Origin of the sequence: Streptomyces sp. NPDC001828 (assembly GCF_042892175.1) — a bacterium.
Classification (GTDB): domain Bacteria; phylum Actinomycetota; class Actinomycetes; order Streptomycetales; family Streptomycetaceae; genus Streptomyces.
Window position 1 is genome coordinate 1039735 of record NZ_JBIATV010000001.1, and the last position, 18884, is coordinate 1058618.

Below are 18884 nucleotides of genomic sequence, written 5' to 3' on the forward strand. Positions count from 1 at the left end.
AACTCGCCCTGCTGGTGCGGTAGTTGACGGAGATTCGACGATCACCGAGCACTGCCGCCCGGTCGACGCGAACCGCACACAGGGGAACGCCGCCTCCCCACGCCCGAGGTAAACCGGATGCGTCGGCCACGGCGTGTCGGTTACCGTTGTCCCCATGTCTACGCCCCGAATTTCCTAGCTGAGGACCCGCTTCCACGCCAGAAGTGTGTCCTTTTGCTTTTTTCGGAGCGTTTCCCATGATCACCGTTCGTGGTGTCGAGCTGCGCGCGGGCGCCCGCCTGCTGCTCTCCAACCTCTCTTTCACCGTGTCTCCCGGCGACCGGATCGGCCTGGTCGGCCGTAACGGCGCGGGCAAGACCACCCTGATGACCGCGCTGGCCGGACGGACACGTCCCGCCGGCGGGACGATCACGCCGACCGGCCCCGTCGGCTTCCTCGCCCAGGACTCCCGTGCCGCGGACCCGGCCGTCACGGTCACCGGCCGCATCCTGTCCGCCCGCGGCCTCGACAACGCCCCGCGCAGGATGCGCGAGGCCGAGGCGGCGATGGCCGACGCGGGCTCGCCGGCCGCCCTCCAGCGGGCGATGGACGCCTACGCCCGCGCCGAAGCCGCCTTCCAGACCGGTGGCGGGTACGGCGCCGAGGCCGAAGCCGCCCGGGTCGCGGCCGGGCTCGGGCTGCCGGACCGGGTGATGGGCGAGCCCGTCGGCAGTCTCTCCGGCGGTCAGAAGCGCCGGGTCGAGCTGGCGCGCATCCTGTTCGCCGGACACGGCGGCACGCTGCTCCTGGACGAGCCCACCAACCACCTGGACGCGGACTCGGTCGCCTGGCTGCGCACCTTCCTCCAGGGGCACCAAGGCGGCCTGGTCGTGATCAGCCACGACACCTCGCTGCTCGCCGCCGCCGTCAACCGCGTCTTCCACCTGGACGCCACACGCGCGACGATCGACGTCCACAACACCGGCTGGGCCACCTACCTCGCCCAGCGCGACGCGGACGAGCGACGCCGGGAAAGGGAGCGGGCCAACGGCGAGCGCAAGGCCGCGAGCCTGCACGCCCAGGCCGACAAGATGAAGGCCCGCTCCGCCACCGCCGTGACGGCCAGGAGCATGGCACGGCGCGCCGACCGGATGCTCGCCGAACTGGAACCGGCCCGGCGCACGGAGAAGGTCGCCAGGATCCGGCTGCCCGAACCGGCGCCGTGCGGGCGGATGCCCCTGGGCGCGATCGGCCTGGACAAGTCCTACGGGGACCACCGGGTGCTGGCCGGTGTCGACCTGGCCGTGGACCGTGGCAGCCGCCTCGTCGTCCTCGGCCTCAACGGCGCGGGGAAGACCACCCTGCTGCGTCTGCTCGCCGGGCGGGAGCGGCCCGACGCCGGGCGGGTGGTCCACGGCCACGGGCTGCGCCTGGGCTACTTCGCCCAGGAGCACGAGACCCTCGACCTGAACGGCACGGTGAGGGAGAACCTGGCCGCTGCCGCCCCGTACCTCACCGACGGTGAAGTACGCGGGGTGCTCGGCGCGTTCCTGTTCACCGGGGACGAAGCCGAGAAGCGGGCCGGGGTCCTGTCCGGCGGCGAGAAGACCCGCTTGGCCCTGGCCTGCCTCGTCCACTCCGGAGCGAACGTCCTGCTCCTCGACGAGCCGACCAACAACCTCGACCCCGCCTCCCGCGACGAGGTCCTGGGCGCTCTGGACGCCTACCCGGGTGCCATCGTGATGGTCACGCACGACGAGGGCGCCATCGACGCGCTGCGTCCCGAGCGGGTCCTGCTCCTGCCGGACGCGGACGAGGACCTCTGGAGCGAGGACTACCGGGATCTGGTCACCCTCGCCTGACGAGGCCCTGGCGGCCCGCCTGCTTCGCCGGGCGGGCCAACTGGGCCGAAAGTGCGGCAAGTTCGGCCCCGCGCGGCACGGCGGCGAGCGGCATCGAGTGGGCGCGCATCCGTCGGTTATCGTTCCGGCGGCACCCCACTCGCCCCCGTGCCGTACCGAAACAGGAGCAATGGACATGACCAGCAACTCCGCATCGCCGATCCGTATCGAGCGCGGTTACCCGGTGCCGCCCGAGCGGGTGTGGGAACTGTGGACGACCGCGTCCGGCATCGAACGCTGGTGGGCGCCGGACGGCTTCACCGTGCGCGTCGAGACCCTCGACCTGCGGCCCGGCGGCGAGCTGGTCTACACGATGACCGCGACCGGACCGGACCAGATCGACTTCATGCGCACAGCCGGCATGCCTCTGGAGACGAGGTCGCACAAGACGTTCACCGAGGTCACCCCTGCGGCGCGGCTCTGCTACTCGACGCTGGTGGACTTCGTGCCCGGCGTCGAGCCCTACGAGTTCCCGACCGAGGTCGCGCTGCGGCCGACGGCCGACGGCGTCGACGTGACCATGACGATTCAGCCCCTGCACTCGGAGGAGTGGACCGGGCGCCTGGTCGCCGGTCGCGAGAACGAGATGGAGAACTTGGCGAAGGCCCTCAAGCAGGACTGAGCGCGGCCGGGCGAGCCGGCGGGTGCTGACTTCGCATTGTCTCTAACTCCGCTTGTCCATAAGAGAGTTGAGTGCGCCGGTGACATCTCGCGCGTGTGGACGTCGAGATGGCCATCGCCGGCGCCCGACGGACCAGGGCGAGCGCCGTGATCGGTTTGCCGCATTCTGGGCAGGGTCGGTACAAGCGACTACTCACTCGGAGGTCACCGTGCGCCAGTCCCCTCGACCGATGCGCGCAGGCAAGGCTACGTCCGGCGCCCGGCGCCTCGGGCGTCTCGCGGCTTGGGCGGCGAGCTCGGCGGTCGCGTGCCTCGTCGTCACCGGATGCTCGACGCAGGACGCGATCTGCGGGGGCGGCGAATACCCCGTCCTGAACGTGGGCTCGGCGGGCCGGGCCTGTGTGGACAAGCATCAGGATCCGCCCAAGGGCTATGTGCGCTTCCCGCAGGGCAAGGTGCCGGAACACGTGGGAGACAAGTGGGACAAGTACTGGCAGACCCATACCGTCGACGGGAGCGGAAAGATCACGGAGGTGCCGCCCCAGCCGTGAGCGGGGCGGCCTCGGTGCCGATCGCGGTCCCGGGTCAGCGCGGTGCGCGGATGCCGTCGATGATGCGGGTCCAGTTGTCGCCGCCGTGTCCGTTCTCGATCGCGTTCCGGTAGTGCCCCTGTACGGCCAGCGGGAGGGTGAGGTCGAGTCCGAGCGAGGTGCTGGTCTCGACGATGTGGTCCGCGGTCGCACCCATCATGGTGACCGTGCTGAGGTCACCGGGGTGCTGTCCCGCGTCCAGCGCTGCGCCGGGGACGTCCTCGCCCGCCCGCACGATGGGGCCGATCGTGTCGGTGAACGTGAGCAGCTCCGGCAGCGCTCGTCCGGCCTTCATCCCTGCGCTGCCGAGCATCGCGGTGGCATGCATCAGCGCGGACAACGTCCCTAGGAAAACGGCGAGTTGGGCTTGATACATCATCTGTGCGAGGCCCGGGTCCTCACCCAGGTACCTCGGCGTCCCGAGCAGTGTCAACGTCGCCCGATGGTTCTCGAGCACCTGGGCGTGCCCGCTGTAGTAGACGTGGGCCGACTCCGTTCCGACCATCGGCGCGGGAACCATGACACCGCCGGTGAGGAAACCCGCCTCGTGCCTCGCGGCCCAGGCCGCCGCCTCGCGTGTGCGGTCCGGAGTGTCGGAGCTGAGGTTGACGAGAGTCCGTCCGGCGAGGGATGCGGTGCCGCCGTCGAGGATGTCGTACATGGCTCGGTAGTCGGTGAGGCTGAGGATCACGAGGTCACTGGCTGCGACCGCTTCAGCGGGTGTGGCTGCCAGGGCCGCCCCTTCGCCGACCACGTCATCGGCCCGGCCCGCGGTGCGGTTCCAGACGGTGACCGGGTGGCCGGCGGCGAGGAGGGTGCGCGTCATCGCCTGGCCCATGGGGCCGAGACCGATCACGGTGACGGGAGGGTTCTCCCTGTTGGTCGGGTGGGTGGTGAGGTGCTGGTGTCCGTTCACCCCTCCATGATCGAAGAGGACGGGTAGTCTCGGAAGTACCTACTGTTTTCTGCGGTACTTACCTTTGAGTAAGGGGACTTGGGATGGCGAAGGCGCCGAGGAGCGGGCCCTACATCTGTGGCATCGACGCCGCGCTCGATGTGGTGAGCGGCAAGTGGAAGGGCCTGATTCTGTGGGAGCTCAACGCCCATGGCGTACGCCGCTTCGCCCAGCTCCGGCGCGGACTGCCGGGAGTGAGCGAGAAGATGCTGACGCAGCACCTGCGGGAGATGGAGGCGGACGGCCTCGTGCACCGGACGGTGTACGCCGAGGTGCCACCCAAGGTGGAGTACTCGCTGACCGAGCACGGGCACACGCTCAACCGGGCACTCGCGCCCCTCGGCGACTGGGGGAGCGAGCGCATGCGGCGGGAGGACTCCGAAAGGGTCGACATGGCCGAGATCTCGCACGTCTGAGAGCCACGTGCCCAACTTGGGCTGCTCACCGGCTGGTTGCGGTCCGCCCGCACCTTGTACGAGCGGAGCGTCCGCACCCTGTATGAGCGGAGCGGCGGGTCGACCCGGGCGCGGTCGCCAGGAAGCTCAATTCCTTTGAGGGGGCTGCGAGTTCGCCTCCAGCTCGCGCTTGAGGTTCCGCAGGGTCGCGTTGATGTTGCGGTCCTGGAAGGCCGCGAAGGTGCTGCCCGAGGTGGCGATGCGGTCGAAGACCCCGGCCACGAAGGCGGGCCACTTCGTGCGGTCGTCGATCCAGGTCTCCGTGACACGCGTGCCGTTGTCGATCGGCTCGAAGCGGTACTCCCACGTGGCGATGGGCCCGCGCAGCCGAGGCCGGGTGAGTCCGATCGCGTGGACACGGAAGGCGAAACGGCTGCCTGGATCGGCCGCGGTGACCGTGCACCGGGTCACCCAGCGGAAATGCCCTCGCTTGTTGCGTCCGACGAACGTCGAACCCAGCGCGGCGGAGCCCTCCTCGCCGGCGGACGAGGTCGTGCCCTGGTTCTCCGGGCTCCAGCGGCCCATGTCCGAGGGGCGGCTCACCGCCGCGTAGGCGTCGCCGGGCGGGACGCTGATGTCGATGCTCCTGCTCACCGCGAATATCCGAGTCATAGCAGTACCTCTCATCAGCACGCGCGAAGCTACTGTCCGGTAGCGATTCTGGCACGCCGCATTCGGTCCGGGTGCGGCCGGGGGCCTCAGCCCCCGTGTGCCCCGCTCGCGCCTTCGCCGCCCGAAGCGGAGGGGCGGCGGACGCGCAGCGCCACCAGGCGGGGGGCGGCCCGGCCTGGGGCGGTGGTGCAGCCGCTGCTCGCGATGGGGCAGCCGCCACAGCCCGACGTGGGGCAGCCGCCACCGATCTCCTCGCGGGTCAGCCGCCCCTCGCGGACCCAGTACTCCGCCATCGAGTCGACCTCGGTGCGGCTGAGCCCCAGGGCCCGGGCCACGGTGTCGAGGCCCGCACCGGTACGGGCCGCGTCCTCGATCTGGGCGAGCACCTGTCGCAGCAGGCTCATGCGATCAGGCTCCCCACCTGGAAGACGAGTACGGCAAGGGCCCAGGCGACCGCGAGCTGCAGGACCGTGCTCACGGCGGTCAACTTGCCGCCGATTTCGGTCCGTTGAGCGGCGATGGTGGTCATACAGGGGGTGTAGGCGAGCAGGAAGACCATGAAGGCGAGCACGGCGGCCAGGGTGTGGCCGCCCGAAGCCTGCTCGAACGTGGCCCGCAACTGCGGTCCCAGCTCGCCTGCTTGCGGCCCGGTGGCCGCCCCCTGGGTCTGGTAGCTCTGCACCATGGTGGAGACGACCGCCTCTTTGGCGACGAAGCCGGTGACCAGGGCCGCGGACGCGTGCCACTCGCCGAACCCGGCCCAGGAGAAGACCGGGGCGATGAAGCGCGCCACCGCGCCGAACAGGCTCTGCGCCACGGACACGCCCCCGAAGCCGCCCTTGCCGGTGCCCGCGGGCACCGACGAGAGCAGCCAGACGGCCGTGACGGTGAGCACGACGATGCCTGTGGCGGTCCGCAGGAAGCCCGCGAGCTTCTGCCACGTCTGGAGCGCGACCCCCCGAAGGGTCGGCATCCGGTACGGCGGCAGCTCCAGGATCAGCGGCTCGCGCGCGCTGTCGCGGAACAGCACGCGGCGCAGTGCGAGCCCCATGACGATGACGAGCACGACGGACAGCACGTACATGAGGAAGACCACGGTGCCCGCGCTGCTGCCGAAGAAGACACCGGCCAGCAGGACGTACACGGTCAGCCGGGCACTGCACGTCACGAACGGGATGACCATGCCGAGCAGCAGCCGGTGCTGTCGGTTGCTGAGAACCCGGCTCGCCGAGAGCGCGGGCACGTTGCAGCCGAAGCCGACGATCAGCGGCAGAAACGCTTGGCCGGGCAGCCCGAGCACCCGCATGAGCCGGTCGGCCACGAACGCGGCGCGCGCGAAGTAGCCGGAGTCCTCGAGGAGAGCGAGGAGTACGTACATGATCGCCATCAGCGGTACGAACGAGAGGAGTTGACCGACCCCGCTGATCAGCCCGTCGACGACGAGACCGGACAGCCAGCCGCCTTGATCGGGGTCGCCCACCAGGCTGACGGCCAGCGAGGTCACCGGCCCCCCGAAGAAGTCCTGGAGCCCGTCCTGGAGGGGTTTGGCGAACGTAGTGGTCGTCTGGAATACCGCCCACATGACGCCGAGGAAGAGGGGCAGCCCCGCCCAGCGCGAGGTCAGTACCCGGTCGACGCGGTCGGTCCAGGTGGCGCGGGATCGCGCCGGGCAGCGTACGGCGGCGGCGTGAACGCGGTGCGCCCACAGGTAGCGCCCTTCGGCGAGCGCGATCTCCACGTCCTCGTACGGGACGTCGGGCTGCGCGGCCGCCGCGTGCGGGGAGCCCGGGGCCGATGCGGGGCCGGAGACCAGGAGGCGGGCCCGGGCGGCGGCCGCCTCGCGCAGGCCGGCGGGGGCTCCGGGCGGCCCGTCGCCGCTCAGCAGGGAGATCGCCGTCCAGCGTGTCGGACGGCTCGCCGCCAGGTGCGGTTCCTCGGCGTCGATACGGTCGGCAAGGCTGCGTACGGCGTCCTCCACGGCCGGCCCCAGATCCGCCGGGGCGCAGGGACGGGGCTCGGACACGGCCTCCCGCACGGCGGCGGCGAGGGCGTGCAGGCCCTTTCGTTCGCGGGGCAGGACCGGCACGACCGGTGCCTCGACCGCTTCGGACAGCGCCCCCGGATCGACCTCGATGCCCCGGGCCGCGGCCGTGTCCGTCATGGTGAGAGCCACGACCAGGGGGATGCCGGTGTCCTTGACCTGCGCCAGGAGATACAGATTGCGCGCCAGGTTGGCGGCGTCGAGCGTGACCACGACCACCTGCGGACGGCCCCCGGCATCGCGCTCCACGAGCAGGTCCCTGGTGAGCGCCTCATCGGGCGAACGGGGCACCAGGCTGTACGTGCCCGGCAGGTCGACGAGGTCGACCGGGGCCCCGGTCCCCTCGCCGGTACGCCAGCTGCCCCGCGCCACTTCGACCGTCTTGCCGGGCCAGTTGCCCACCCGCTGGCGAGCGCCCGTGAGTGCGTTGAACAGCGTCGACTTGCCCGTGTTCGGATTGCCGACCAGCGCCACGCGTGCGGCGCGTGCGCCCGGTTCCGACCCGGCCGAACGGCCTTCCCCACAACAGGACTTGGGCCTCCTCCTGGCACTGTCAAGCACGGACCGCCTCCACCAGCAGACCGGCGGCCGTGGCGCTGTCGAGAGCGGTACGAGCGTCACCGTGCGCGATCAGCAGGCCGCCGGTCGCACCACGCCCCACCACGCGCAGGGCGGCGCCCGGCACGAACCCGAGTTCCAGCAGGCGGAGCCGGCACCGCGGGTCGGCCTCCACGCGTAGCAGCGCCAGCGACTGGCCGACGGGACTCTCCAGCAGGTTCATCTCGGGTGTCCTTCTCTCATGCGGCGATCCAGCGACAGGCTCGCCCACGAGCTTAGGTACACCTAAGTTGCTTTTGCTCTTATATCTCCCTTCTTGGTGGTTACTTGACTTTATTGAGCCATAAGTCCCTTTGGTTCGGGACCAATGCGTCCCGGCCCGACGACGGAAGGCCCGGAACCGTGCTGCAGGATGGGCTCATGCCACCAGGTGGGCCGCAACCGATTCGCCGTACGGGAGAGACCAGCGCATGAACACGCCGGCAACGCCGTCAACTCCGACTGAAGCCGCGCGGCCCGACGGGCCTTCCGTTCGGATCGGCGCTCTCGTCCCGCTGAGCCGGCCCGGCTGGGTCGAGGCGGGTCAACACCTGCTCGCCGGGCTCCAGTTGGGCGTACGAGAGGCCAATGACGCCGGTGGGATCGAGGGGCGGTCCTTGAACTGGTGGTCCGGGACACCGCGGCCGATCCGCGAAAGGCCGAGGCGGCCGTGGACGAACTGGCGGCCATGGGGGTGGCGGCCCTGGTGGGGGAGTACCACAGCGTGGTCGCCCGCGGCGCGGCCGCCCGGGCCGACGCTCTCGGGGTGCCGTTCCTGTGCTCGTCGGCGGTTCTCGACGCGCTCACCGAACACCCCACGGAGTGGGTCGCACGCCTCGCCCCGGCACAGTCCCACGGCTGGCGGATCTACGCGGACTTCCTCCTCGCCGCCGGGCACAGCCGCATAGCCGTGGCGGCCGAACCGACCGTGTACTGGCGGTCCGGCACCCGCATACTGCGGGACCACCTCGCTCCACGCGGCGCCACCCTCATCGAACTCGACGCGCGTGCGCTCACTCCCGGGGCCGTGTGCGACGCCCTCGCGGCCCAACACGCCACGGCCGTCCTGCTGTTGGCCGGGCATCCGGAACCGGCCGTGCCGATCGTCAGGGCCCTGCGCCGTGACCAGCGCCTCGCGGACATCCTGGTCGGCGCTCCGGCCGGGCAGCCGGAGTTCGCCGAATGGGCGGCCCTGCTCGGCGACGACGGCACCGGGATCCCGTTCCTGCGCTACCTGCCCGAGCGGCTCACCGCCCTCGGCGTACGGATAGAGAAGGCCCTGCGCGAGCGTCTGGCGGAGGCGCCCTCCTTCGTCGCCTTCGAGGGGTACGACGCGATCGCCGTCCTCGCCGACGTGCTGCGCTCCCACGGCACGGACCGGGTGCGTACGGCGGAAGCCTGGTCGCGCGTCTCGGTGGAGGGCACCCGGGGGAAGATCCAGTTCTCCCGGGTGCCGGGCATCGGCGTGTGGCAATGGGCCTGGCCGCCCGTTCAGGTCGTCGACCGCGACCCCGCCCGACCCGACCGCTTCCGCGAGCTCCACGCCCCAGCGACGGCCTGAACGCCCGGCCTCCGCGCTCGGGCATTCACCGGCTCCTCACCTCACCGTCGTGCGTACGGCGGCCGTGATTTCCCTCGTGGTGCGAGCCTGCGGGGCGCCGACTCCCGCGAACTGCCCGAAAGGCCCCGACGTGAAGCGCTCCCTGGCCGCCACCCTGGCCATGTCCTTCGCCGCCACCGTGATCCTCTCCGGCAGCGCCTCCGCGCACGCCCGGGACGGAGAATCCCCCTCCGTGCGGGCCGTACGGGACCTCTACGGGACGAAGGCGCCGTACGCCCCGCAGGAGCCGGCCGGGCGGTACCAGCGCGTGCCCAAGGGATTCACCGCGGTCTTCACCGAGAACGTGGCCCGCCACGGCTCGCGTGCCATGACGGACAGCGGCGACGGCGACGCGGTGCTGGCCGTTCTGCGGCGCGCGCAGCAGCAGAACGCGATGACCGGCCTCGGCTCGAAGCTCGCTCCCCAGGTACGGGCCCTGCTGAGCGCGGCTGCCGAGATCGGCTACGGAAACCTTTCGGGACGGGGCGTCCAGGAGCAGCGGGGGATCGCGCGGCGCACGGAACAGCGCCTGCCCGACCTGTTCCACGCCATCGCCGCCAAGGGGGAGCCGATCGAGATCGAGACGTCGGGCGTGACGCGCGCCGTGGACAGCGCCCACGCCTTCACGGGCGCTCTGGCCGCCGCCGATCCCGAGGTGGCCGGCCTGATCAAGGATCCCGTCACCGACAAGGACCTCCTGTACTTCCACAAGCAGCCGCAGAACGCCGACTACCAGGCCTATGTGGCGAAGGATCCTCAGCTGGCGGCCGTCCTCCAGCGGATCGACGGCAAGCCCCGCACCGAGAGGACGGCCCAGCACGTCGTCTCGCGTCTGTTCCGCGCCGACTTCGCCGCGACGATGTCCCCCGGTGACGAGATCTCCTTCGCCCGGTCCCTCCACCAGCTCTTCAGCGCGGCCCCCGACCTGGCCGTCGAGGCGCCGACCGTGGACCTCCGTCCGTTCCTGACGCCCGAGGACGCGCGATGGTTCGCGTACCTCGACGACGCGGAGGAGTTCTACGAGAAGGGCCCCGCCTTCGCGGGACGGACCATCACCTACAAGATGGCCGGGGTGCTGCTGGACGACCTCTTGGCCCAGGCGGAGGCGAAGGCCGGCGGCGCCGGCGGCAGTGGTGCCGTGTTCCGGTTCACCCACGCCGAGGAGATCGAGCCGCTGGCCGCCCTGATGGGCCTGCCCGGCAGCACGAGCCCCGCGCGGCCCGACGAGCCGTACGCCTACGGCAACAACCCCTGGCGCGGCGCCCGGGTGGCCCCGATGGCCGCCAACGTCCAGTGGGACGTCTACGCGAGCAGGCCGAAGGAGGGCAAGCCGGCCAAGTACCTGGTCCGGATGCTCTACAACGAGAAGGAGACGGCCTTCAAGGCCGCCTGCAGCCCGGCCGGCAAGGGCAGTTACTTCTACGAGCTCGCCGAGTTGCGGAGCTGCCTCAAGTCGAGCTGACCGCCGCCGCGCGAGCGGGACCTAGGCGAGCCGGCAAGGGGTGTTGCGAGGTCCGCGCTCGCTGTGTGGCCGCGCCTGGTCCAACTGCCGCTGCCGGAGGACGGCGGTCGGGGCGACCGCACCGGATGTGAGCGGCCCGAGGGTGTGGGTCAGGGTGAGGAGACGCACGACGGGCGCGACGGCGTTGCGGACGACGAGGGTCTTGCCGTGGTCGAGTGCGTAACGGCGCGCGTGGAGCAGGGTGTTGACGCCGGCGCAGTCGCAGAAGGGGGCCCCGCCCAGGTCTACGTCGACCCCGCAGGGGGAGCGGCGGAGGGCGTTGATGAGCGCGTGGTGGAGCTGGGGGGCGGTGTCGAGGTCGATCTCACCGCCGACCGCGACGGTCACCCGGCCCGCGCGTGCGTAGGACGTGATCCGGAGTCCGGGCAGGGCTTCGTCGAGGGGCCGTTGGGTGGGTGCGGCGTCGCCGCTCGGGTGGGTGGGCAGTATTGGGCTTGACATGACAACCGCTCCCCAGGGCTCTCGCCGGCTCGTCCGTCCTCCGCTGACAGGTTCCGCTTCGCCGCTGTACCCGTCAAGTGATACACGAAACCGAATTCGTCTATTGAGGTTCGTAAATGCCGCGTCGTCGTAACGTGTCGCCGCCGCCCCTTACGGACGTGTACGCAGGCCGTCGAGGGTGAGGTCGAGCAGGCGTTCCGCTCGCGGCCGGTGCTCGGGGCCCGCCGAGGTGAGGGCGATGCCTTCGAGGGCGGCGGCGATGTCGGCGGCGCCGATGTCCGCGCGGATCGCACCGGCGGCCACGCACGCGTCCATCAGCGCACTGATGGCGTCGTGGATCATCTCCCGGCTGTGGCCGTAGGGATTGCTTCCGGTCGCGGCGATGGCGCGCAGGGCGTCGATCATTCCGTACTTGGCACTCACGTAGTCCAGGAAGAGGCGGGTCCAGGCGCGCAGCGCCTCGAAGGGCGGCTCCGAAGCGAGCAAGTCGGTCACGGCGTCGCAGAGTTGGGCCACCTCGTTGCGGTAGACCGCCTCGATCAGCGCCTCCCGCGTGGGGAAGTTCCGGTACAGGGTGGCGCTGCCGACACCCGCGTCCTTGGCGATGCGCTCCATGTGCGCGTCGAGCCCCTCGTCGGCGAACGCGCGTGCCGCGGCCGCGAGGATCTTGTCCCTGTTGCGCCGCGCGTCGGCCCGCAACGGGCGCTGTGCACTGTCGGCCATGAGCGGCCACCCTTCTCCTCGCTTGCTAAACGGAGGCTACCCCACTTAGTCTCAAGTAAGTGGTGACGCCCCCACTTGCGGCGCAGACGCTGTTCTGACCTGTGCGTATCCCTCTTTGGAAGGCTGTTGATCATGTCAGGTGTCGAGGGAAAAGTCGTGGCGATCACAGGTGCCAGTAGCGGCATCGGCGCGGCAACCGCGGTCCATCTCGCCGAGAAGGGGGCCCGGCTCGTGCTCGGGGCCCGGCGCGGGGACCGGCTGAGGGACGTGGTGGACCAGATCGAGGAGCGGGGCGGCGAGGCCATCGGCGTCGTCGTCGACGTGACGAGCCGCGACGACCTCAGGCGGCTGACCGACACGGCGGTCGAGCGGTTCGGGCGGCTCGACGTCCTGGTCTCCAATGCCGGCACGATGGCGGTGTCGGCGTTCGACGAGCTGCGCCAGGACGACTGGGACGCCATGGTGGCGACGCACATCACCGGCCTCCTGAACGGCATCGGGGCGGCGCTGCCCGTCTTCCGGCGGCAGAGCTCCGGCCACTTCGTCAACGTCGCCTCCACCGCCGCCTACGTCGTGAAGTCCCCCCAGGCCGTCTACGCCGCGACCAAGGCGGCGGTGAAGGTGCTGACCGAGGGGCTGCGGCAGGAGTCGGGTCCCGATCTGCGGGTCACGCTCGTCTCGCCGGGGTTCACCAACACCGAAGGCGTGGGCAAGGGGGCGAGCCCCGAAGTGGCGGCCGCGTTCATCCGGCAGCGGGACGCGATGGCCATCCCGCCGTCCGCCATCGCGTCCGCCATCGGTTACGCGATCGAGCAGCCCGCGGGCGTCGACATCAGCGAGATCGTCGTCAGGCCGACCGCGCAGGGCTGACATCCGGATCGCGGCGGGAGCCGGTGGCGTACGGGACCAAAGTCACGGGACGGGGGCCGATGGGCCCGTTGTTCTCGCGGAATGTCGGGCAGGAGCATGGGAAGAGGACGCGGGCGACCGGTCCGGCACGGCCGGCCGCCGGAAGGAGGGAGCATCATGGCACCCACCCGTCACGGGCTCGACCGGGCCTGGGAGCTGGCCACAACCCCCAGCCGCCTGCCCGACTGGAACCCCGAACCCGAGCCCCTGCACGTACTGACGCCGGGCAGCGCCACGGCCTGGCCCTGCGGCACTCGTCGCAAGGTCCTGTGGCGCCTCCACCAGCTCGGCCGGAATCCGCGTCCGGTGAGTCTGAAGCTCGTCACCGCCGATCAATGGCAGGGCGCCGTCGCCGAGTTGGCCACGGAGGTCGACCCCCAGTGCGGCGGCGCCACGGTCACGGTCCCCGCACTCCCCTTGGGCACCTACTGGATCCAGGTGTCCCAAGGCGGTCAACTGCTCTCCTACAGCAGCCCGTTCGTGGTCGGCCCGGCCGCCGGTGCGCGGCCGTCCCAGGGGTGTGGCCGCGCACGGCCCGCCAGGCCACGGGCCTCCGGCTACCGCGAGTGCAGGGCGGCGTGAGCCGGCCTGCCCGGCGCATAGTGCCGGGCAGGCCGCTCGGCCCCGAGGGGATCAGCGTTTGAGCGTGAACGTGAAGTCGCCGGAGAGCCTGCCGCTCAGCCGGACCGCCGACACGAGGTTCCCCGCCGCGATCAGCCTGGCGACCTCGGCCCGTGAGAGACCGCAGCCTTCGGCGATGAGCCGCTCCGGGCGGACGGGAATGCGCGCCGCGAAGCGGACCGAGACGTCGATGACCTCCTGGTCCAGGTGATCCGGTCCGCTGGTGTCCAGACGCCAGGCGCCGGCCCAGTCGAGGGCGATGCGATTGCGGTGCCGCACCACCGGATCCTGGAGCAACTCGGCTGCCAGGCCGAGGTCGTTGCCGTGCAGCCGGTCCAGCAGCCCGGTTCGTACGGAGCGCACATTCACCCGCTCCAGCAGCGTGAGCTTCGCCGTCTCCCCGCAGCCCGTACAGAGCACGAGGAGCCAGGCGTCGATCACCTTGTGGTTGGCGTTGACGCGGAATTTCCCGTCGGCCCGGAAGCGTTCGGACGCGCACGTGTGACAACGCCGACGGACGAGGGGCAGGCAGGTGGGTGCGACCACCCAGTTGTTGAGCAGCACAGAAGTACACCGGTTTCAGTGTGAGAAGTCCGCAGCAAAAAGGAGCGCGGCGCGGATGCGCGACGCGCGACAGATCAGCGTTCGGCGGGTCTCACACGGTGTACAACGGGACGTCCTTGCCTAGACGACTTGGCTCGGCAGCAAGGTAGTGGTGCGTGGTGGCGTCGTTCCACTGGTTTTTCCCGGACCGCTCAGCGTGCCTGCGCGGGCCTCACTGTGGGCTTCGGAGGAGCCCGACCCGTTCACGCGGGTTCTCCGGCGGCCAGCCGCGCGAGGTAGTCGCCGAATCCTCCACGGGCGCGCGGGTGGAGTCGGTCCGAAGTGGTGACGGCGCAGTCGGGCGTGCGCAGGATGCGCCGGCCCGCCCGCTGGAGCGATCGCACCAGGGCGTGGTCCTCGCCGACGTGTAGGGGAGGGAATCCGCCTGCCTCGGTGTAGGAGCGGCCGGTCAGGCCGAGGTTGGCGCCGTGGACGTGGGGGTGGCGCCACGTCAGGGCTCCGGGCGGCCGGGAGGCTTCGTACAAGTGCTGGTGGAGCACGGCCAGTTGGCGCGAGCCCGGGGCCGGACGGCCCAGGACGACCGTACCGACGACGGCGTCCCAGCCCCGTGCCGCGCGCGAGAGCTGGAAGTCGAGCCAGTGCGCGGGTACGAGGCTGTCCGCGTCGGTGGAGGCGATCCACACGTCGTCGTGGCCCAGCACGTCCAGCGCCGCGCGTGCCGCCGCCGCCCGAGCGGCCCCCGCGCTGCGGGCGTCGACGGTGACCGTGAGGGCACCCGCCCGCCGGGCCGCCTCGGCCGTGCCGTCGGTGCAGCTGTCCGCGGCGACCACGACGAGCACCCGGCTCCCCGCGACGCCGGGATGTCCGGCGGCGGTACGGACCGCGTCGAGGGACGCCGGGAGCAGCCGTGCCTCGTTGTGCGCCGGGATGATGACCGCGACCGACGCCGGTCTGCCGGCGGGCCCCTGACGGGACGTCATACCAGTCCCTCGGCGGCGGCGGGGGACAGGGGAGGGGCGCCGTCGGGAGAGCGGCGACCGAAGGTCTGGAGGACGAAGTCGTCCTCGCGGTGATCGGCCAGGAGGGTCAGACCGGGTACGGAAGCGACCACCCCCGCCAACTCGTCGCCGGTACAGAGGTGTTCGGGGACGGGGTGGTTCCAGTGTGCGGTGACCAGGGTCCCGCCGGGTTCGAGTGCGGCCGTCGCGCGCCGCAGCACCTCGTCGAGGGTGTCCGGGTCGAAGTAGTAGAGCACCTCGGACAGCACGACGAGGTCGAAGGAGCCGGTCGGCCACTCCTGCGGCAGGGTGAGTTGACGTACCGTCACCTGCGGCAGGTGCGCGGTACGGGAAGTCGCCGTCGAGACCGCCGACGCCACCCGGTCACAGGCCAGGACCTCGTCACAGCGTTCGGCCAGGAGCAGAGTCAACTCCCCTACGGAGCAAGCGGGTTCGAGCGCGCGCCGATAGCGCCGATGAGGCAGCGAAGCCACCGTCAGGTCGTACTTGCGCCTCTCGTACCACCGCTCGGCGAGATGCCACGGGTCGGCGGACTCGCGGTACATGTCCTCGAAGTACGACGACGGTGTGCTCATCGAAAGACCACCTCCCAGTTCCTCGTGTGATGGGCGATCTCCTCCGGCGGGAGAATCGCGGCGTCCTCGGGATCCGGTCCCAGGGGCTCAATCTGGCTGACGTACCGCGCGATCGCGGCACGCTTCCGGGACTGGGCATGGTCGGGCAGGGCGATGCGCGAGGCGGTGTGCCAGGGGACCGCCGGGTCGTCCGGCCGTGCCCAGTGCCACATCCATACGGGGTAGAGCCAGCAGGGAACCCCCGCGTCGCGGGCTGCCGTCAGCGCGGCCCGGCCGGCGGCCTCGTGGTCGCCGTGCAGATCGCCCGTCCAGGGGGCCACGACGAGGTCCGCACCGGCGACCAGCGGACGCAGCTGGGCGCCGACCCGGTCCTCGTACAAGGCGACCTGAGTGTCCGGGATGCCCCAACGGACGCTCCGCGCGGGGGAGATGCCCAGTTCCGACAGTGCTTCCTCGGTCTCCGCCGCCCGTATCCGTACGAGGTCTTCGGGGGTGACGCTCCCGCTGTGCGGGTGGGAACCCTCGCCGTCCGTGAGGATCACCAGCGTCACGTCGACGCCCGATGCGGCGAGCAGGGCGAGGGAACCGCCGAAGCCGAGGACCTCGTCGTCGGGGTGGGCGGCCACCACGACCACCCGGCCCGACCGGGGCAGGGCCGCCCCCGGCAGCCGGTTCCAGCCGGACCACGCCCGCCACAGACGTTCGTCGGTTCCCGGCGCCTGAATGGCATTGTCGAAGTGCTCCTGCGCCGGTTGCTCCTCCGTCGGGGGAGTGCTCATCGCCGCTCCTCCGGACGCGCCAGGAGCGCGCCGAGTTCGGCCAGGTTCCGCTCGGCGTGGTGCTGACGGATGTAGACGGAGAGGTCGGCGGTGTTCCGGGCGTGCCTTGGGTCATGGCACAGGGGGCCGGCCCCGGTCGCCCGGCCCACGTGGGTGAGGACGTGGGCGCAGACGGACTCGACGAACGCGCGCACGCGGAGGCTGCGTACCCGCGCGCCGCCCGCCACGTCCTCGGGATCCCGGTCGATCTCGGCGGCTGCCTGCTCCAACAGGGCCCATCCGGCGTGGAGTTGGACGTCGACGGTGCCCAGATGCGCATCGGTGTGCGGATCGGCGTGCCGCCGGGCCGCCTCCCGCAACGTACGCGCGACGGCGACGGCACCGCCGTACCAGCACGCCGCCACACCGATCCCGCCGTGCTGGAAGCCGGGCCGCTCAAGGTAGGCGCCGACGGGTCCCACGGGGACGGCCGGCACCTTCGTGAAGCGGACGTCGGGTGTGTCGCTGCCGGCCATACCGAGCGCCTGCCACGTGCCCGGAACGGGTTGGCAGCCCGCGGCGCTCGTCTCCACGGCGAACAGGCGCTTCCCGTCCGAGGTCTGTGCGGTGACCAAGGCGTGGGTGCAGCTGTGGGCACCGGAGCAGTACTGCTTGCGCCCGCTGATCTCCCACCCGGCACCCGTCTCCGTGGCCGTGAGCCCCTCGCCCGGTGGCTCGGCAGCCCACACGCCCCACCGCTCGCCGGGGGCCGGGGGTGAGGCTCCGAGTTCGACGAGGATGGCGGCCGCGTCCACATGTCCCTCGACGAGACGCGCCGCGCACAGGTCGCGTTCTGCCACGTCGCGCAGGGCGGCGAACCGCAGTGCGGTCCGGCCCGAGCCCGGCAGCGGGAAGTCCGTCTTCCCCGCGGAGATCTCTTCGACTACGCCGGCGAAGACCTGGGCGGCTTCGTGCCGGGCCGAGTCGAGAAGTGGCCCTTCGGCGGAGTCCCCGGACGGCACCGCGAGGGCGCCGAGTGCGGCTGAGGGCGACAAACCACCGGACATCGGCGCATACCTCCTGGTTGGCGGTTCTTCCCTACTGTGCTGCAAACCGGCGGGCCTCGCATGAGGCGGGCCTTCTCCCCGGCCTGCTGCCTGGAGACACCGCCGACTCCAGGGGGCGTGCCGCTGTCCGGGCGCGCGCCGATGCCCGTGTGGGCACGCCGAGGCCCGCGACATGTGCTCTTCAGCGGGTGGCGGCCGGGCATGGCCGCCGACTCGGACGGAGACGCCGGCGACTCGAACGGAGACGGAGAACCAACCGGTCGGCGGCCTGGCCGAACCGGCGCCGCGCGCGTTACGCCGCGAGGTCCGTCTCGGCCTGGTCCGTACCGACGGCGCGGCTGTCGCGAGCCGTCGCGAGAAGCGTGTCCGCGACCACGATCGCGTCCTCCACGCAGGCCGTCGCGGTCAGCACGCACAGCGTGTAGGCGACGTCCTCCAGGTCCCTGGCGGCGCTCGGGTCACCGTTGTGAGCGTGGGCGATACGTGCCTCCGCATAGCGTGCGAGGAGGTTCCGCAGGGTCTTGGGGTGAGGTTCGAGCATCGCAGCAGGGCCTCTCGTCTTGGCTTATGACCACCGCATTCCCCCTCGCCCCGCCCGCATGCGCACTCATTCCGGCCGGAGTCGCGGAAACATTCACGTGCGGGGGTGGAGGCTGGGTGCGGGAGTGTTCGTCAGTTCATGGTGTTCGTGAGCCGGCGAAGGTGCCACTGCGGACGGGGCGCTGCGGGGCGAATGGGAAAAGGTATGCGGGGCACTCGGATTCCAGGCGGAACGCAAGATCCGCCGGACACGGGACATGAATGACGCACGGAATGGGAGGCGGGCGGAGGAGGGGCAATTGCTCGTCACCTCTGCCGCGTTCTCCGCTCTCCGAGCACCGAAGGAGTTGTTCTCGCGTGACTGAGCAGGTGTGGAGCTACAAGCCGACCGCGGGTTACCTGGCGGGTGCGGATCTGACCGGCTACAAGGTCGAGGCCACCGACGGGAGCATCGGCAAGGTCGACAAGCACTCCGACGAGGCCACGGACGCCTATCTGGTGGTGGACACCGGCGTGTGGATCTTCGGCAAGGAGGTGCTCCTGCCCGCGAGCACGGTCGTCCGGATCGATCACGACGAGCAGAAGGTCTTCGTCGACCGGACCAAGGACCAAATCAAGGACGCCCCCGAATTCCACCGGGACAAGCACCTCGGCGATCCCGCCTACCGGGCGGAGCTGGGCACCTACTACGGGGCCGGCGCCCCTCTGGGCGGCCCCTTCGGCGGCCGCGCGTTCTGATCCGACAGGTTGATCCCCTCGCAGCCCCCGGCTCTCCCGCCGGGGGCTGCGTCGCG

General features: G+C 71.2%; 21 protein-coding genes and 1 pseudogene. 9 read left to right on the forward strand and 13 right to left on the reverse strand.

What is annotated here, in order from left to right:
- Window positions 1-236: 236 nt before the first annotated feature.
- From ACFYZA_RS04850 to ACFYZA_RS04860, 3 genes are all read left to right on the forward strand, one after another.
- A complete protein-coding gene (locus ACFYZA_RS04850; protein ID WP_388487216.1) occupies window positions 237-1841 on the forward strand; it encodes an ABC-F family ATP-binding cassette domain-containing protein in 1605 nt (534 codons plus the stop codon).
- 175 nt (window positions 1842-2016) lie between these two features.
- Entirely contained in the window at window positions 2017-2502 is a 486-nt protein-coding gene (locus tag ACFYZA_RS04855) for an SRPBCC domain-containing protein (protein ID WP_388487218.1), read from the forward strand.
- A gap of 229 nt (window positions 2503-2731) precedes the next feature.
- Window positions 2732-3052 (forward strand): SCO0607 family lipoprotein, encoded by a 321-nt coding sequence (locus ACFYZA_RS04860; protein ID WP_382588062.1) that lies wholly within the window; start codon window positions 2732-2734, stop codon window positions 3050-3052.
- Window positions 3053-3086: 34 nt separating this feature from the next.
- Here ACFYZA_RS04860 and ACFYZA_RS04865 read toward each other — a convergent pair whose 3' ends face one another.
- Entirely contained in the window at window positions 3087-4007 is a 921-nt protein-coding gene (locus tag ACFYZA_RS04865; protein WP_388487220.1) for an NAD(P)-dependent oxidoreductase, read from the reverse strand.
- A gap of 83 nt (window positions 4008-4090) precedes the next feature.
- Here ACFYZA_RS04865 and ACFYZA_RS04870 point away from each other — a divergent pair, with 83 nt between their 5' ends.
- Complete coding sequence (locus tag ACFYZA_RS04870) at window positions 4091-4462, forward strand: winged helix-turn-helix transcriptional regulator (RefSeq protein WP_382588066.1); 372 nt, start codon at window positions 4091-4093, stop codon at window positions 4460-4462.
- Between the two features lie 126 nt (window positions 4463-4588).
- Here the strand turns inward: ACFYZA_RS04870 and ACFYZA_RS04875 are convergent, their stop codons facing one another.
- The 4 genes from ACFYZA_RS04875 to ACFYZA_RS04890 all read right to left on the reverse strand — a co-directional run bounded on the left by ACFYZA_RS04875 (window position 4589) and on the right by ACFYZA_RS04890 (window position 7935).
- Entirely contained in the window at window positions 4589-5113 is a 525-nt protein-coding gene (locus ACFYZA_RS04875; RefSeq protein ID WP_388487222.1) for an SRPBCC family protein, read from the reverse strand.
- Window positions 5114-5199: 86 nt separating this feature from the next.
- The gene (locus ACFYZA_RS04880; RefSeq protein WP_388487223.1) at window positions 5200-5517 is read right to left on the reverse strand and encodes a FeoC-like transcriptional regulator; all 318 of its coding nucleotides are present in this window, start codon (window positions 5515-5517) and stop codon (window positions 5200-5202) included.
- Window positions 5514-7628: a ferrous iron transport protein B gene (gene feoB, locus ACFYZA_RS04885; protein ID WP_388487226.1), complete on the reverse strand. Its 2115-nt coding sequence runs from the start codon at window positions 7626-7628 to the stop codon at window positions 5514-5516. The genes ACFYZA_RS04880 and feoB overlap by 4 nt, the downstream gene beginning before the upstream one ends.
- Before the next feature lie 79 nt (window positions 7629-7707).
- Window positions 7708-7935, reverse strand: coding sequence for a ferrous iron transport protein A (locus tag ACFYZA_RS04890; protein ID WP_388487228.1), 228 nt, complete (start codon window positions 7933-7935; stop codon window positions 7708-7710).
- Between the two features lie 247 nt (window positions 7936-8182).
- Here ACFYZA_RS04890 and ACFYZA_RS04895 point away from each other — a divergent pair.
- Window positions 8183-9312: pseudogene (locus tag ACFYZA_RS04895) on the forward strand (ABC transporter substrate-binding protein).
- A gap of 130 nt (window positions 9313-9442) precedes the next feature.
- Window positions 9443-10813 carry a histidine-type phosphatase gene (locus tag ACFYZA_RS04900; protein ID WP_388487231.1) on the forward strand — a complete coding sequence of 457 codons (1371 nt, stop codon included), beginning with the start codon at window positions 9443-9445 and terminating at the stop codon, window positions 10811-10813.
- A gap of 21 nt (window positions 10814-10834) precedes the next feature.
- Here the strand turns inward: ACFYZA_RS04900 and ACFYZA_RS04905 are convergent, their stop codons facing one another.
- Window positions 10835-11314 carry an STAS domain-containing protein gene (locus tag ACFYZA_RS04905; protein WP_388487234.1) on the reverse strand — a complete coding sequence of 160 codons (480 nt, stop codon included), beginning with the start codon at window positions 11312-11314 and terminating at the stop codon, window positions 10835-10837.
- A 150-nt stretch (window positions 11315-11464) separates the two neighbouring features.
- Complete coding sequence (locus tag ACFYZA_RS04910; protein ID WP_388487237.1) at window positions 11465-12037, reverse strand: TetR/AcrR family transcriptional regulator; 573 nt, start codon at window positions 12035-12037, stop codon at window positions 11465-11467.
- A 132-nt stretch (window positions 12038-12169) separates the two neighbouring features.
- On the opposite strand from ACFYZA_RS04910, the gene ACFYZA_RS04915 reads away from it, so the two are divergent.
- Window positions 12170-12907: an SDR family oxidoreductase gene (locus ACFYZA_RS04915; RefSeq protein ID WP_388487238.1), complete on the forward strand. Its 738-nt coding sequence runs from the start codon at window positions 12170-12172 to the stop codon at window positions 12905-12907.
- Window positions 12908-13063: 156 nt separating this feature from the next.
- A complete protein-coding gene (locus ACFYZA_RS04920; protein WP_382588086.1) occupies window positions 13064-13528 on the forward strand; it encodes a Ser-Thr-rich GPI-anchored membrane family protein in 465 nt (154 codons plus the stop codon).
- A 51-nt stretch (window positions 13529-13579) separates the two neighbouring features.
- Here the strand turns inward: ACFYZA_RS04920 and ACFYZA_RS04925 are convergent, their stop codons facing one another.
- The 6 genes from ACFYZA_RS04925 to ACFYZA_RS04950 all read right to left on the reverse strand — a co-directional run bounded on the left by ACFYZA_RS04925 (window position 13580) and on the right by ACFYZA_RS04950 (window position 18091).
- Window positions 13580-14128, reverse strand: a complete 549-nt coding sequence (locus tag ACFYZA_RS04925) for a DUF1062 domain-containing protein (protein ID WP_382588319.1) — start codon at window positions 14126-14128, stop codon at window positions 13580-13582.
- 245 nt (window positions 14129-14373) lie between these two features.
- The gene (locus ACFYZA_RS04930) at window positions 14374-15111 is read right to left on the reverse strand and encodes a glycosyltransferase (protein ID WP_388487241.1); all 738 of its coding nucleotides are present in this window, start codon (window positions 15109-15111) and stop codon (window positions 14374-14376) included.
- On the reverse strand, window positions 15108-15725 hold the full coding sequence (locus ACFYZA_RS04935; protein WP_388487244.1) for a class I SAM-dependent methyltransferase: 618 nt from the start codon (window positions 15723-15725) through the stop codon (window positions 15108-15110). The genes ACFYZA_RS04930 and ACFYZA_RS04935 overlap by 4 nt, the downstream gene beginning before the upstream one ends.
- Window positions 15722-16504, reverse strand: a complete 783-nt coding sequence (locus ACFYZA_RS04940) for a PIG-L deacetylase family protein (protein WP_388487246.1) — start codon at window positions 16502-16504, stop codon at window positions 15722-15724. Before ACFYZA_RS04940 ends, ACFYZA_RS04935 begins: the two co-directional genes overlap by 4 nt.
- The gene (locus ACFYZA_RS04945) at window positions 16501-17550 is read right to left on the reverse strand and encodes an acyl-CoA dehydrogenase family protein (protein WP_388487248.1); all 1050 of its coding nucleotides are present in this window, start codon (window positions 17548-17550) and stop codon (window positions 16501-16503) included. Before ACFYZA_RS04945 ends, ACFYZA_RS04940 begins: the two co-directional genes overlap by 4 nt.
- A gap of 292 nt (window positions 17551-17842) precedes the next feature.
- Window positions 17843-18091 (reverse strand): DUF5133 domain-containing protein, encoded by a 249-nt coding sequence (locus ACFYZA_RS04950; RefSeq protein ID WP_388487250.1) that lies wholly within the window; start codon window positions 18089-18091, stop codon window positions 17843-17845.
- 356 nt (window positions 18092-18447) lie between these two features.
- Here ACFYZA_RS04950 and ACFYZA_RS04955 point away from each other — a divergent pair, with 356 nt between their 5' ends.
- Window positions 18448-18828 (forward strand): PRC-barrel domain-containing protein, encoded by a 381-nt coding sequence (locus ACFYZA_RS04955; RefSeq protein WP_382588098.1) that lies wholly within the window; start codon window positions 18448-18450, stop codon window positions 18826-18828.
- Window positions 18829-18884: the final 56 nt, after the last annotated feature.

Coding starts and splice junctions, on each gene's coding strand:
- ACFYZA_RS04850 (WP_388487216.1), top strand. CDS start 237: ATGATCACCGTTCGTGGTGTCGAGCTGCGCGCGGGCGCCCGCCTGCTG.
- ACFYZA_RS04855 (WP_388487218.1), top strand. CDS start 2,017: ATGACCAGCAACTCCGCATCGCCGATCCGTATCGAGCGCGGTTACCCG.
- ACFYZA_RS04860 (WP_382588062.1), top strand. CDS start 2,732: ATGCGCGCAGGCAAGGCTACGTCCGGCGCCCGGCGCCTCGGGCGTCTC.
- ACFYZA_RS04870 (WP_382588066.1), top strand. CDS start 4,091: ATGGCGAAGGCGCCGAGGAGCGGGCCCTACATCTGTGGCATCGACGCC.
- ACFYZA_RS04875 (WP_388487222.1), bottom strand. CDS start 5,113: ATGACTCGGATATTCGCGGTGAGCAGGAGCATCGACATCAGCGTCCCG.
- ACFYZA_RS04880 (WP_388487223.1), bottom strand. CDS start 5,517: ATGAGCCTGCTGCGACAGGTGCTCGCCCAGATCGAGGACGCGGCCCGT.
- ACFYZA_RS04890 (WP_388487228.1), bottom strand. CDS start 7,935: ATGAACCTGCTGGAGAGTCCCGTCGGCCAGTCGCTGGCGCTGCTACGC.
- ACFYZA_RS04905 (WP_388487234.1), bottom strand. CDS start 11,314: ATGTCAAGCCCAATACTGCCCACCCACCCGAGCGGCGACGCCGCACCC.
- ACFYZA_RS04910 (WP_388487237.1), bottom strand. CDS start 12,037: ATGGCCGACAGTGCACAGCGCCCGTTGCGGGCCGACGCGCGGCGCAAC.
- ACFYZA_RS04915 (WP_388487238.1), top strand. CDS start 12,170: ATGTCAGGTGTCGAGGGAAAAGTCGTGGCGATCACAGGTGCCAGTAGC.
- ACFYZA_RS04920 (WP_382588086.1), top strand. CDS start 13,064: ATGGCACCCACCCGTCACGGGCTCGACCGGGCCTGGGAGCTGGCCACA.
- ACFYZA_RS04930 (WP_388487241.1), bottom strand. CDS start 15,111: ATGACGTCCCGTCAGGGGCCCGCCGGCAGACCGGCGTCGGTCGCGGTC.
- ACFYZA_RS04935 (WP_388487244.1), bottom strand. CDS start 15,725: ATGAGCACACCGTCGTCGTACTTCGAGGACATGTACCGCGAGTCCGCC.
- ACFYZA_RS04940 (WP_388487246.1), bottom strand. CDS start 16,504: ATGAGCACTCCCCCGACGGAGGAGCAACCGGCGCAGGAGCACTTCGAC.
- ACFYZA_RS04945 (WP_388487248.1), bottom strand. CDS start 17,550: ATGTCCGGTGGTTTGTCGCCCTCAGCCGCACTCGGCGCCCTCGCGGTG.
- ACFYZA_RS04950 (WP_388487250.1), bottom strand. CDS start 18,091: ATGCTCGAACCTCACCCCAAGACCCTGCGGAACCTCCTCGCACGCTAT.